This window comes from Vreelandella titanicae BH1 (assembly GCF_000336575.1).
GTDB classification, from domain to species: Bacteria; Pseudomonadota; Gammaproteobacteria; order Pseudomonadales; family Halomonadaceae; genus Vreelandella; species Vreelandella titanicae.
Window position 1 is genome coordinate 70,356 of sequence record NZ_AOPO01000012.1, and the last position, 13,335, is coordinate 83,690.

At 54.9% G+C, this 13,335-nt stretch carries 11 protein-coding genes; 7 read left to right on the plus strand and 4 right to left on the minus strand.

Annotated elements, in window-relative coordinates:
• Nucleotides 1-124 precede the first annotated feature (124 nt).
• A complete protein-coding gene (gene serS, locus HALTITAN_RS18425) occupies nt 125-1,402 on the plus strand; it encodes a serine--tRNA ligase (protein ID WP_027958433.1) in 1,278 nt (425 codons plus the stop codon).
• Here serS and HALTITAN_RS18430 read toward each other — a convergent pair.
• Nucleotides 1,347-2,204, minus strand: coding sequence for an SIMPL domain-containing protein (locus tag HALTITAN_RS18430; RefSeq protein ID WP_027958434.1), 858 nt, complete (start codon nt 2,202-2,204; stop codon nt 1,347-1,349). The two genes, serS and HALTITAN_RS18430, sit on opposite strands and share 56 nt — an antisense overlap.
• 204 nt (nt 2,205-2,408) lie before the next feature.
• Between HALTITAN_RS18430 and HALTITAN_RS18435 the strand changes: the two genes are divergently transcribed.
• A complete protein-coding gene (locus HALTITAN_RS18435; RefSeq protein ID WP_009287994.1) occupies nt 2,409-3,512 on the plus strand; it encodes an AI-2E family transporter in 1,104 nt (367 codons plus the stop codon).
• Nucleotides 3,513-3,580: 68 nt separating this feature from the next.
• Here HALTITAN_RS18435 and trxA read toward each other — a convergent pair whose 3' ends face one another.
• Nucleotides 3,581-3,904: a thioredoxin gene (gene trxA, locus HALTITAN_RS18440; protein WP_007113240.1), complete on the minus strand. Its 324-nt coding sequence runs from the start codon at nt 3,902-3,904 to the stop codon at nt 3,581-3,583.
• A 391-nt stretch (nt 3,905-4,295) separates the two neighbouring features.
• Between trxA and cysB the strand changes: the two genes are divergently transcribed.
• Nucleotides 4,296-5,270 carry an HTH-type transcriptional regulator CysB gene (gene cysB, locus HALTITAN_RS18445; protein ID WP_009287995.1) on the plus strand — a complete coding sequence of 325 codons (975 nt, stop codon included), beginning with the start codon at nt 4,296-4,298 and terminating at the stop codon, nt 5,268-5,270.
• A gap of 14 nt (nt 5,271-5,284) precedes the next feature.
• Here the strand turns inward: cysB and HALTITAN_RS18450 are convergent, their stop codons facing one another.
• Together HALTITAN_RS18450 and pabB are read right to left on the minus strand one after the other, a co-directional pair.
• Nucleotides 5,285-5,905 carry a phosphoadenosine phosphosulfate reductase domain-containing protein gene (locus tag HALTITAN_RS18450; protein WP_039860092.1) on the minus strand — a complete coding sequence of 207 codons (621 nt, stop codon included), beginning with the start codon at nt 5,903-5,905 and terminating at the stop codon, nt 5,285-5,287.
• Nucleotides 5,906-6,022: 117 nt separating this feature from the next.
• On the minus strand, nt 6,023-7,378 hold the full coding sequence (gene pabB, locus HALTITAN_RS18455; protein ID WP_039860093.1) for an aminodeoxychorismate synthase component I: 1,356 nt from the start codon (nt 7,376-7,378) through the stop codon (nt 6,023-6,025).
• A 233-nt stretch (nt 7,379-7,611) separates the two neighbouring features.
• Here pabB and HALTITAN_RS18460 point away from each other — a divergent pair, with 233 nt between their 5' ends.
• The 4 genes from HALTITAN_RS18460 to acnD all read left to right on the plus strand — a co-directional run bounded on the left by HALTITAN_RS18460 (nt 7,612) and on the right by acnD (nt 13,331).
• Entirely contained in the window at nt 7,612-8,355 is a 744-nt protein-coding gene (locus HALTITAN_RS18460; protein WP_039860095.1) for a GntR family transcriptional regulator, read from the plus strand.
• Nucleotides 8,356-8,403: 48 nt separating this feature from the next.
• Nucleotides 8,404-9,294, plus strand: a complete 891-nt coding sequence (gene prpB, locus HALTITAN_RS18465) for a methylisocitrate lyase (RefSeq protein ID WP_009287997.1) — start codon at nt 8,404-8,406, stop codon at nt 9,292-9,294.
• Nucleotides 9,295-9,526: 232 nt separating this feature from the next.
• On the plus strand, nt 9,527-10,654 hold the full coding sequence (prpC, locus tag HALTITAN_RS18470) for a bifunctional 2-methylcitrate synthase/citrate synthase (protein WP_009287998.1): 1,128 nt from the start codon (nt 9,527-9,529) through the stop codon (nt 10,652-10,654).
• 67 nt (nt 10,655-10,721) lie between these two features.
• The gene (acnD, locus tag HALTITAN_RS18475) at nt 10,722-13,331 is read left to right on the plus strand and encodes a Fe/S-dependent 2-methylisocitrate dehydratase AcnD (protein WP_039860097.1); all 2,610 of its coding nucleotides are present in this window, start codon (nt 10,722-10,724) and stop codon (nt 13,329-13,331) included.
• Nucleotides 13,332-13,335: the final 4 nt, after the last annotated feature.

Consider the following 13,335-nt stretch of genomic DNA (forward strand, 5'->3'; position numbering starts at 1 on the left):
AGCTAAACGTGCGTCTGGTGATACCGGCCATAGCTCCTCGCCGCGCTTTTGCCTACAATAGACTCCTTTATGCACGCGCATTGGCGCGGTGCTTTTATTGTTTTCAGGCCAAGGGACAGGATTCATGCTCGATCCGAAACTGCTGCGCGGTGATCTTGACACGGTTGCTCAACAACTGGCCCGGCGGGGCTTTGTGCTTGATAAAGCGGGATTGCAGGCGCTGGAGTCGCGTCGCCGCGAGCTGCAAACGCAAACCGAGCAGCTGCAAAATGAGCGCAATATGCGCTCCAAAGCGATTGGTAAAGCCAAAGCCAACGGTGAAGATATTCAGCCGCTGCTGGATGAAGTCAGCGATTTAGGCGATCGCCTGGATAAAGCCAAGCGCGAGCTAGCCGACGTCCAGGAAGAGTGGGACGACGCTATCAGCGGTATTCCCAACCTGCCCCATGAAAGCGTGCCGGAAGGCAAAAGCGAAGACGAGAATGTCGAGCTGCACCGCTGGGGCACGCCGCGGGAGTTTGATTTCGAGGTGTTGGATCACGTTGATCTGGGTAAGCAGTCGGGTTATCTCGATTTTGAGCTGGCGGCTAAAATCACTGGCGCTCGCTTTGCGGTCATGCGCGGGCCGATAGCGCGCCTGCACCGGGCGTTGGCGCAGTTTATGCTGGATACCCAAACCGAACAGCACGGCTACGAAGAGTGCTACGTGCCGTATATGGTCAACCGCGATTCGCTGATGGGCACCGGCCAACTGCCGAAGTTTGGCGAAGATTTGTTCAAGTTGGACGATGAGCGCGAGTACCACCTGATTCCCACTTCAGAAGTACCGCTGACCAACTTTGTACGCGATGAAATTGTCGAGCAGGCAGCGCTGCCGATGAAGCTTACCGCACATACGCCCTGTTTCCGCTCCGAGGCGGGCTCGCACGGGCGCGATACCCGCGGAATGATCCGCCAGCATCAGTTCGATAAAGTCGAGATGGTGCAGATTGTGGAGCCGGAGAAGAGCTACGAAGCGTTGGAAGAGATGCGTGGTCATGCAGAGGCGATCCTGCAGGCACTGGCGTTGCCGTATCGCGTAGTGACGCTATGCACTGGGGATATGGGCTTTGGGGCCACGAAGACCTACGACTTGGAAGTGTGGCTGCCCAGCCAGGAGACTTACCGGGAGATCTCGTCTGTCTCTAACTGCGAGGATTTCCAGGCCCGGCGTATGCAAGCGCGGTATCGCCATCCGGATTCCAAAAAGCCGCAGTTGCTACATACGCTGAACGGTTCAGGGCTGGCGGTTGGTCGTTGCCTGCTGGCGGTGCTTGAAAACCACCAGCAGGCAGATGGCTCGGTGATTATTCCTGAGCCGCTACGTCGCTATCTGGGCGGCGTGGAGTGTCTGGCCCTTTAAGCGCCCACTCAACGCTAACCCCGGCATCAATGCGGATGGTGCCGGGGCTGTAATCGCTGGCGGCACTGGATTGACTGGCGCCAGCGGCATCGCTTTCTGCACGCATCGCCATCATGCGCGGCTGGAAGATAGGTGATTGCGTCTCTTCAATGCGCTGCACATGACCAAGCTCAGCATCTAAGCTGTCGGCCATCAGGTTTGCTTTGTGTTGCGCTTTCTCCAGCGCTTTGACCAGCGCTTCGTCAGTGGCAGCGTCGCGGTCTTGTAGGTCAAACTGCACGCCATCCAATGAGTTAACACCAGCGGCTATTAGCGCGTCTAACACCTCGCTTAACTGACCAAGGTCGGTGAGTTCGACGGTGATCGGGCGCTCAAGACGTGTGCGCTGCAGGGTCTCATGCTCGCCATCTTCATTGCGTGGCCCTTGAATATGCTCAGGATAGACATTTAGCGAGCCTGCATTGATGGCATTGCGTTCAAGGCCGGTGGCTTCCATTTGTTCGATTAATTCGCTGGCGCGGGTCTCTAAGCGCTCGCGGGCATCGCTAAGTGCGCTACTATCGCTCTCTTCCAAGGTGGAAAGGGCGGGTGTGTTTTCCCACAATCGTGCATTCAGGGTGGCCTTGTCGGGTTCTACCTCAACCCAAGACTGCGCTTGAACATGCAAGCTTGGCTGGGGCGGTGTTGACGGTGAAGCGTGTGCAAAAGGAGCGCTAAGGAGTGCCAATAGAGCGCCGCCTAGTAGGCCATTGCGTAAACGTTTAGAGCCTGGTTTTTGAAGGTTAGCTGGTATGGCTTGCATAAATGTTTTCCTTAGTGAGCGGGCAGTGGCGCCGCCAAGTTAAAACCGGGTATAAATCATTCAAGTAGACGCAGCTTTGAAGCGAAGTAGAAAAGAAAGTTCAGTACGGAAGAGTGGACGCAAAACAGTTGCTTATTATTTGCACGGTTTGTGCAATACGCCGAATGCAGCCATCATATATGGACAACAAGCTAGGGATGGATTATGTCGAACTTGTCGGACGAGGATTACCGCAGTATTCCCCTCAATGCCACCTTGGCACTCGCTGCGTTGGTAGTGATCATCGCTGGAATGAAAGCAGGTGCTGATTTGTTAGTGCCGTTGCTGCTCGCGATATTTATCGCAGTAGTGTGTACTTCACCGGTGCAGTGGCTGCATCGCTGTGGCTTAAGCATGCGAATGTCGGCATTTCTAACATTGATGGTATTGCTGGCGTTTATATCGCTGATTGGCCTGCTGGTGGTCAATAGCTTCAGTACCTTCGTGGCAGCGTTGCCGGAAATTGAGTCGCGGCTTTATGAACAGTATTGGAATTTACTTAATGCGCTCTCTTCACGCGGGCTAGCAATTAATCCCGACCAGATTAACTCGCTGTTTGAAATGGAGGATGAGGGCTCTTGGATGCCTGCCTTACTGGGTCAGCTAGGCAACCTCTTTATGCAGGGCATCATTGTTGGACTGCTGGTTATATTCATGCTGTTCGAGACGTTGAACGTGCGCGATAAAATTTCCCGCGCACTGGAAAATCCGGCGCCTAGCTTGAAGCGTTTTAGTGAGTTCAGCTTAACGCTGAAGCGCTATCTAGCCGTAAAAACCATGATTAGCCTGGCCACTGGGGCGCTGGTATGGCTCTCTTGCATGATTGTAGGCGTGGATTTTCCGCTGTTGTGGGGCGTGTTGGCCTTTGCACTCAACTTTATTCCCAATATTGGCTCCGCGCTGGCGGCGATCCCCCCCGTGTTGTTGCTGTTGGTCGCCCAAGACGGCGGTGCTTTTCAGGCGTTACTGCTAGCCTCTGCTTATTTGGTCATCAACTTTGTGCTCGGCAATCTGATTGAACCGCGGGTAATGGGGCAGGCGTTGGGGCTTTCTACATTTGTGGCGTTTTTATCGCTGGTGGTATGGGGGTGGATCTTTGGTGCGGCGGGGATGCTACTTTCGGTGGTACTAACGATGACGTTGAAGATCGCGCTTGATAGTCACCCACAAACACGGTGGATCGCTAGGCTGTTAGGGCCTGGAAGGCGTCGTGTAAAAGATATTCGGGTAAGCGATGCGAGTCTGCCGCCGTGGAAACGCAAAAATTAGGCAGGAAATTTAGCGAAGGCGTGTTACCGCCGACAGAGTCGGCGGCTATTACAAGTGCTACACATTCATCAGGCGTTTTGTTCGATGAACTGCGTCAGTTGTGACTTAGATTGTGCGCCAACAAGTGAAGCGACTTTGGTGCCAGATTTAAACAGCATGACGGTAGGTACACCGCGGACGCCTTGCTCGGCAGCAATTTCTGGTGCGTCGTCTACATTGACACTAACAACTTTCAGGCTTTCCTGACGTTCTGCAGCTACTTCATCAACGACCGGGGCCATGACCTTGCATGGGCCACACCAAGGCGCCCAGAACTTCATTAGCACAGGCTGTTCAGCGTTGAGGACTTCTTGCTCAAAATTGGCGTTGGTGACATCAACATTATTAGCCATTTGCTTCTCCCGTTTGCGTTGCTCTTACTGTTTCGTTGCCTCAAATGGAGCAACGGTCATTACGCGATCCATCGGTGCTCTTTCAGCGCGCCTCGTGTCTATCGCGATAAGTGTGGGCAGATGTTAGCGGGCGCGAAGGTTGCTGGCAAATTTCCTGCACAGTGAGTTAACTAAATAGCAGAAATTAAAGGGTGCTGGTAGGGCGTTTTTTTTATAATATAAAAGTATTATTTTGGTGTTTTTTATTCTATATGGTGCTGTAGAGTGCCGAGTGTGACGACACGATCCGTCAGACGTGATGTGGCATCAGCGCCTGTGTGTGCTTAACGATTCGGCCTACATCAAGATACGGTCTACATAGATCTGTATAGAGAATAAATAAGGTGAGGATATGAAGCTACAACAGCTCCGCTATATCTGGGAAGTCAATCGACATAACCTGAACGTCTCGGCCACGGCTCAAAGTCTATTTACCTCACAGCCGGGGATCTCTAAACAGATACGTTTGTTAGAAGATGAGCTTGGCGTCGAGATTTTTGCGCGCAGTGGCAAGCATTTGACACGTGTGACGCCTGCCGGGCAGTCAATTATTGACCTGGCCGGGCAGGTGCTGCGTCTCACCGAAAACATCAAGCAGGTGGCTCAAGAGCATAGTGATGAGCGCCGCGGTAGCCTGGCCATTGCTACGACCCATACCCAGGCCCGTTATGCGCTACCGCCCATTATCAGCGAATTCACCCTTAAATATCCTGATGTGGCGCTGCATATGCAGCAGGGTACGCCCAAGCAGATCGCACAGATGGTCAGTGAAGGCCAGGCCGATTTCGCCATCGCGACCGAGTCGCTGGAGCTATTTACCGATTTAGTATTACTGCCCTGCTATCGCTGGAACCGCTGCGTACTGGTGCCCAAGGGGCACCCGCTAGCCACTCATCAGGGCCCGTTGACCCTGGAGGCTCTCGGTGAGCATCCATTGGTTACTTACGTGTTCGGGTTTACCGGTCGCTCGCAGTTAGACGATGCTTTTAAAGCGAAAGGGTTAACGCCCAATGTGGTGCTAACCGCCGCCGATGCCGACGTGATCAAGACCTACGTACGGCTGGGCATGGGGGTTGGCATTGTGGCGCATATGGCTGTGGACGAGGCGCTTGATGATGACTTGGTGGCACTGGATGCAAGCCACCTGTTTGCCAGCTCTACGACAAAAATTGGTATCCGTCGTGGCACCTTTATGCGCGGTTACATGTATGATTTTTTGGAGCGCTTTGCGCCTCATTTAACCCGCGACCGGGTTGATGAAGCATTAACGGCAGGCCCGCGCCATGAGCAGTCGTTGTTTGACGACCTGGACCTGCCGGAGTATTAACCCGCAGTGTGGAGTTAGTGCTGCAAATGTAGCCCGCACTCGCGCTTCTCTTCCACCTTGGTAGGGTCGAAGTAATCGAAGTTATTGGGCAGATTATGCGCCTGTAGATACTGGTACATATCTTTGGCGCTCCACTGCAGCAACGGGGCAACTTTCAATAGGCCATCGCTGTTGCGACTAACCGGCTGCATTTTTGCGCGCTCGGGGGTGTCCTCAGCGCGCAGTGCGGTGAACCATACGTCGGGCTGCATTTCACGCAGCGCACGCTCGAAGGGCTCGATTTTAACTTCCTGAGTAAAGGTTGCGTGGCGCGGGTCGTCGATACCCGGCATGGGGCCTTCCAGCGCCTCGCGGTGGGCGCGCGTGCGCCGGGGTACAAAGCTCACGATGTTCAGGTTGAGTTGTTGAATCACTTCGTCAGCGAATTGATAAGTTGCTTCGGTGTTGTAGCCGCTGTCCATCCACACAATGGGTATATCCGGGCGCACCTGGGTCACCATATGAAGAATCACCGCCTCAAAAGGGCGAAAGTTGGTGGTGCAAATAGGTCGTGCACCCTGGGTCAGCGCCCACTCAACTAACCCTTGAGGATTATTTGCGAAATCTCTGTTAATCGCTTCAAGCTCTGAGGACATACTGCCTCCTAATCGGAAATTAAATAATACTGACTAGGCTACCAAACAGGAGGCAGCGAACCCCAATACCGTTTAGTTTGGCTTTTATATTCCTTTTTGATATAGAGCTCGCACTGCTTATTCCAAAGCGCCAATAAGGTGGCGAATTTTATCCAGAGTCTCGGTGTACTCTTCGTCCGCTTGAGAGTCTGCTACTAAGCCCCCTCCGCCCCATACATGCAGTCTTCCCGCCTCGGCAACCATAGTGCGAATAGCGATGGAGGTATCCATGCTGCCACGTACATCGACATAGCCAAGGCTGCCGCAATAAACACTGCGTTGGCAGGGTTCTAGTTCATCAATGATCTGCATCGCACGAATTTTAGGTGCACCGGTAATTGAGCCGCCGGGAAAGGCCGCCTTAAGCAGTGCCAGCGGGGTGTAGTTGCCGGCCAGCGTTCCCTGCACCACGCTAACTAGGTGGTGCACGTTAGGGTAGCTCTCTAAGCGACATAGCTGCGGAACGCGAATAGAGCCTGGCTGGCAGACGCGACCCAGGTCATTGCGCAGCAGGTCAACGATCATCACATTTTCAGCGCGATCTTTAGTGCTGCGCAATAGCTGTTCCGCCAGCGCCTGATCCTCTTCAAGCGTGGCCCCTCGCGTGCGGGTACCTTTAATCGGTCGTGTTTCGACCTCGCCGTTGCTGCACTGAATAAACCGTTCGGGTGAAAGTGACAGTACGGCCTTATCGCCCCAGGCCATAAAACCTGAATAGGGTGTGGGGGTCGCTTTGCGTAACTGCAGGTAAGCCTGCCACTCATCCCCTTGGTAGTCGGCATAAAAGCGCTGAGCCAAATTGATTTGGTAGCAGTCACCCGCGCGAATATAGCGCTGCACAGCGTTAAAGCGTGCGACGTATTGGGTGTGGCTAAGTTCTGCTTTAAAGCTATTCGTCAATGTAAACGCGCTATTCGGCGTTGGCGTCTGGGTAAGCCAGCTTTCCACCTGCTCACGGCGCTGAGGGGGTGCGATCAACCACGCCTGCTGGGCCATGTGATCCAGAGTGATACACCAGTCGTAAAGCCCCAAACGGGCTTGCGGTAACGTGACAGGGCTTGCCTGAGCACTCTTGATCGATAAGGTTTTACGCCCTAAATCGTAACCCCAGTAACCTATTAGCCCGCCTAGAAAAGGGAGTTCACTGGTTTCATTAGGAATATCCAGTTGATCCAGTAGCCACTGCTGAAGGGCAAACGCATCGTTAGCTATGTGCGCCGGTGGGCTAAGCTGATCTGACGCCATGCTTGCTTCGCCATGATGAGCAACTTCAAGCGTGGCAAGCGGGTCGCTGCTGATAATATCAAAGCGACCAGTGGCGATAGGGCGGCCACTATCGAGCAGCACCGCGCCGGGCCTGGCACGTAGGCAGGCGAATATTCCCAATGGGTCGGGTGAATAGGGCAGGGCAGTTATCGTCAACGCCTGGTTCATTAAGCAAACGCCTGGCCGGTAAAAGGGCTGCATATGTTAGAGGTCGTTGAAGATCGGCACCAGTCGCACGATTGACGCATTTCTCACGCTCGGAAGAGGATTGTTGACACTGTTTTTGCAGATAGACTTTTTGCCTACAACGAAAGATGTATAAAGTCGCTTTATAAGCAGGTTGACGGCGGTGGTTCGCGGGGCTAAAGTTTCGCTATATTTCTAATTGTCGACAATTCGCCATGAGCTTACCCATTTCTTCTTCTTATTCCGACACCTCGCCGCATGAAATGGCAGCCCCTGAAGTACGCACGCTCGCCGAGCGGGTATTTCATCAGTTGCAGGATGCCATCGTACGCGGCGAGCTTGCTCCCGGCAGTAAGATCACCGAGCCGGGATTGTCTAAAACCTACGGTATTTCACGTGGGCCGCTGCGCGAGGCGATGCGCCGCCTGGAAGCACACCGCCTCATCGAGCGGGTTCCCCATGTGGGCGCAAGGGTAGTTAAGCTCTCGATGAAAGAGCTTTTAGAGCTGTTTGATCTGCGTGAAGCCTTGGAAAGTATGGCAGCGCGCTTGGCGGCAGAGCATATGTCGCCGGAAGAGGTTCAGGGTTTACGGGATGTGCTAGCGCTGCACGAAGGTCAGGCGGATTTAAAGCGTGGCGAAGCTTACTATCAGCGCGAAGGCGATCTCGATTTTCACTACTGCATCGTTCAGGGCAGCCACAACAAAATGCTAATGAACCTGCTCTGTGATGACCTTTACTACCTTGTGCGCCTTTACCGCACCCAGTTCAGTGCCAGCGGCACGCGACCGCAGCGCGCCTTTGTCGAGCACCATCGCATTGTTGATGCCATTGAAGCTGGCGATCCGGAGCTGGCCGAGCTGCTCATGCGCCGCCATGTCAGCGCCTCCCGCGCGAATGTGGCGGATCGCTATGCAGCGACCCTCGAAGAGTCAGCATCTAAATCGCAAAGCTCTTAATCACGCAGCTAAAACATAACTAGAAATTAGCAATAGGAGAAACGCCCCATGTCCCTGATGACTCCCGGCGCCCGGTTTCGAGCCGCGCTTGAGGCTAACCGTCCGCTGCCGATCTTAGGCACCATTAATGCCTATACAGCGCTAATGGCCGACAAGGTTGGCCATCAAGCCATTTACCTCTCTGGTGGCGGCGTAGCTAACGCCTCGTTCGGCTTGCCGGATCTGGGCATGACGACCATGAATGATGTGGTGGAAGATGCCCACCGTATCTGCGGCGCTACCGAGCTACCACTGCTGGTAGATATCGATACCGGTTGGGGCGGCGCCTTCAATATCGCCCGCACTGTCAAAGAGATGCAGCGCGCTGGCGTGGCCGCGATACATATGGAAGATCAGGTGGCTCAAAAGCGCTGTGGACACCGCCCCAATAAGGCGATTGTCTCCCAGCAGGAGATGGTCGACCGCATTAAAGCGGCAGCGGATGCCAAGATCGATCCCGACTTCTATTTGATTGCTCGCACCGATGCGTTTCAAAAAGAGGGGCTTGATGCTGCCATTGAGCGTGCCAACGCCTGCGTTGAAGCCGGTGCAGATGCCATCTTCGCTGAAGCGGTTCATACCCTGGATGATTACAAAGCCTTCTGTGAACGGGTCAATGCACCCATTTTGGCTAACATCACCGAGTTCGGTGCTACTCCGCTGTTTACTCAAACGGAGCTTGGCGAGGTTGGCTGCCGCATGGTGCTTTACCCGCTCTCGGCCTTCCGCGCCATGAACGCTGCGGCACTGCAGGTCTATCAAAGCATCCTCGACAACGGCCACCAAAAAGACGTGGTGCCGCTGATGCAAACCCGCGACGAACTCTACGATTTTCTCAATTACCACGACTTTGAGCAGAAGCTGGACGCGCTGTTTGCCGAGAAAGGCGATGACCAATAAACCGCCAGTTAAGATGAAGCGCAGTTGGAAATGATTTCTTCTGCAAACTGGTGAGAGGACAGGTTGAAGCGAGGGTCTTTTGTCATGGATGACAAAAGTAGCGCCCAGGGAGGGGTTCACAGCGCCCTCGCGGAAACCTGTCCTCTCACCAAGATAGCTTTGCCGAAAGTTTAATGAACGACCTTATTCATAAATCGATAGTAAAAATAAAAGCAGTAATAGGAGACACACCATGGCTGATAAACCCGCAACAGGAGCAGGACTGCGTGGCCAGAGCGCTGGTTCCACCGCGCTGTGTACGGTAGGCAAAACAGGCTCAGGCCTGACCTACCGCGGATTTGATATTAAAGAGCTGGCTGAAAAAGCCAAATTCGAAGAGGTCGCTTACCTGCTGTTAAAAGGCAAGTTGCCTAATCAGGGTGAGCTAGACCACTACATCAGCAAGCTCAAAAGTCTGCGCGGCTTGCCCGATGCATTAAAAACGGTACTTGAGCAGATCCCCAAAGACGCTCACCCGATGGACGTAATGCGCACCGGCACTTCAATGCTGGGCAATCTAGAAACCGAGGAGAATTTTGATCAGCAGCAAGACGTTGCTGATCGGCTGCTGGCGGTGCTGCCCTCGATTATTTGTTACTGGTACCGCTTCTCCCACGACGGTGTGCGCATCGATACCGAAACGGATGATGACTCAGTAGGCGGGCATTTCCTTAATATGCTGCGCGGCGAGCCCGCCTCTGAACTGCATGCGCGGGTCATGAACGTATCGCTGATTCTTTACGCCGAGCACGAGTTTAACGCCTCTACCTTTACCGCAAGAGTATGCGCCTCGACGCTTTCCGATATGCACTCCTGCGTGACCGGTGCGATTGGGTCGCTGCGCGGCCCACTGCATGGCGGCGCCAACGAAGCGGCCATGGCGATGATCGAGGATTGGCAGTCGCCGGAAGAAGCAGAAAGCAAGATCATGGGCATGCTGGAGCGTAAGGATAAAATTATGGGCTTCGGGCATGCGATTTATCGCGAGTCCGACCCGCGCAACGCGATTATCAAGCACTGGTCCAAGAAGCTCTCTGACGATGTGGGTGATAAGGTGCTTTACCCGGTTTCTGAGCGGGTCGAAGAGGTCATGTGGCGTGAGAAGAAGCTGTTCTGTAACGCAGATTTCTTCCATGCCAGCGCTTATCACTTTATGGATATACCCACCAAGCTGTTTACGCCGATTTTTGTGATGTCACGGCTGACTGGCTGGGCGGCGCACGTATTTGAGCAGCGCGCCAATAACCGCATTATTCGCCCTAGCGCCGATTACACTGGCCCTGAGAAGAGCGAGTGGGTGCCGATAGAAGCGCGAGACTGAACCGCCTGCTGCCCGGTGATTTGGACACCGGGCTTTTTTCAGCCCCCTTCTTGTGAGTCTATCTGCTATGAATACCCAATACCGTAAACCCCTGCCTGGCACAGCGCTTGAGTTTTTTGATGCTCGCGAGGCGGTGGAAGATATCCAGCCCGGTGCCTATGCGCAGCTGCCCTATACCTCACGTGTGCTGGCCGAGCAGCTGGTGCGCCGCTGCGATCCTGAATTGCTTACCGATGCGCTAAAACAGTTGATCGAGCGCAAGAGTGACCTGGATTTTCCTTGGTACCCGGCGCGTGTCGTCTGCCACGATATCCTAGGCCAGACTGCTCTGGTCGATTTGGCCGGGCTGCGTGACGCTATTGCCGAGAAGGGGGGTGACCCCGCCAAGGTTAATCCTGTAGTGCCCACCCAGCTAATCGTCGATCATTCACTGGCAGTGGAGCACGCAGGGTCGGAAGAGGGCGCCTTTGAGAAAAACCGCGCCATTGAAGATCGCCGTAACGATGACCGCTTCCACTTTATCAACTGGACTAAAACGGCCTTTGAGAATGTCGATGTGATTCCTCCCGGCAACGGCATCATGCACCAGATCAATCTGGAGAAGATGTCACCGGTGGTTCAGAACCGTGACGGCATTGCCTATCCGGATACCTGTGTGGGTACCGATAGCCATACCCCCATGGTCGATGCCCTCGGGGTGATCTCGGTGGGTGTCGGTGGTCTGGAGGCCGAAAGCGTCATGCTGGGCCGTGCCTCCATGATGCGCCTGCCGGATATCGTCGGCGTGGAGCTGACCGGCAAGCTGCAGCCCGGCATTACCGGCACCGATATGGTACTGGCGATTACCGAGTTCCTGCGTAAAGAGCGGGTAGTGGGCGCTTACCTGGAGTTCTACGGTGAAGGTGCCGACGCGCTAACGGTCGGCGATCGCGCCACTATCTCCAATATGACCCCCGAATACGGCGCGACCGCGGCGATGTTCTACATCGATGGCCAAACTATCGACTACCTGAAAATTACCGGCCGTGAAGATGAACAGGTGGCGCTGGTCGAAACCTACGCCAAGCACACCGGCCTGTGGGCGGATAGCTTGACCGAGGTTGAGTACGAGCGGGTACTGACCTTTAACCTCTCGTCGGTAACCCGCACCCTGGCGGGGCCCTCCAACCCCCACGCCCATTTGCCAACTTCAGAGCTTGCCCAACGTGGTATTGCTGTTGGGCTTGAGGCGGCACAGGCGGAAGAGAAAGCGGGCAAAATGCCCGATGGCGCGGTTATCATCGCCGCCATTACCAGCTGCACCAATACTTCTAACCCTCGCAATATGGTCGCCGCCGGGCTAATCGCCCGTAACGCCAACCGGTTGGGTTTGCTGCGTAAACCATGGGTGAAGTCGTCGCTGGCGCCGGGCTCGAAAACCGTCAAGATGTACCTGGAAGAAGCTGGGTTGATGAGCGAGCTGGAAAGCCTCGGCTTTGGGGTGGTGGCCTATGCCTGCACCACCTGTAACGGCATGTCTGGAGCGCTGGATCCAAAAATCCAGCAGGAGATTATTGAGCGTGATCTCTATGCGACCGCCGTGCTTTCCGGCAACCGTAACTTCGACGGCCGTATCCACCCCCATGCCCAACAAGCCTTTCTGGCGTCACCGCCTCTGGTAGTTGCCTATGCCATCGCGGGCACGATTCGCTTTGATATCGAAAAAGACGTCCTGGGCGTGGATCAGGCGGGAAATCCTGTCACTTTGAAGGATATCTGGCCAGCGGATGAAGAGATCGATGCGATTGTTAAATCGTCGGTGAAGCCGGAGCAGTTCCGCCAGACCTATATTCCCATGTTCGATCTGGATAAGAGTGCCCGCGCTCAGGTCAGCCCGCTATATGACTGGCGGCCCCAGAGCACCTATATCCGTCGCCCGCCTTACTGGGAGGGCAATATGGCTAAAGTGCGCACCCTGAAAGGCATGCGGCCGCTGGCAATTTTGCCGGACAATATCACCACCGATCATCTCTCACCCTCCAACGCGATTCAGTTGAACAGCGCGGCAGGGGAGTACTTGGCCAAAATGGGCCTGCCGGAGGAAGACTTCAACTCCTACGCCACCCACCGCGGTGACCACCTGACTGCCCAGCGCGCTACCTTCGCCAACCCGAAGTTGTTCAACGAGATGGTGCGCGATGCCGACGGCAACGTTAAACAGGGCTCGCTGGCGCGGGTAGAGCCGGAAGGCCAAGTCACCCGCATGTGGGAGGCGATTGAAACCTACATGGCCCGCAAGCAGCCGCTGATCATTATTGCCGGGGCGGATTACGGTCAGGGCTCCTCACGGGACTGGGCGGCTAAAGGCGTGGCGCTGGCGGGCGTGGAAGCGATCGCCGCCGAAGGCTTTGAGCGTATTCACCGCACCAACCTGATCGGGATGGGGGTGATGCCGCTGGAGTTTGAGCCCGGGACTACGCGTATGACACTGGGCCTGGACGGCACTGAAACCTTTGATGTCGAAGGCGCCGTTTCGCCAGGGGCGATGCTCACCCTAGTGATCCACCGCCAAAACGGTGAAAGCGAGCGGGTTACGGTGAAGTGCCGTTTGGACACCGCCGAGGAGGTGTCTATTTACACTGCTGGTGGTGTACTGCAGCGTTTTGCCCAGGACTTTCTTGAGTCCACGGCGGCTTAATTGA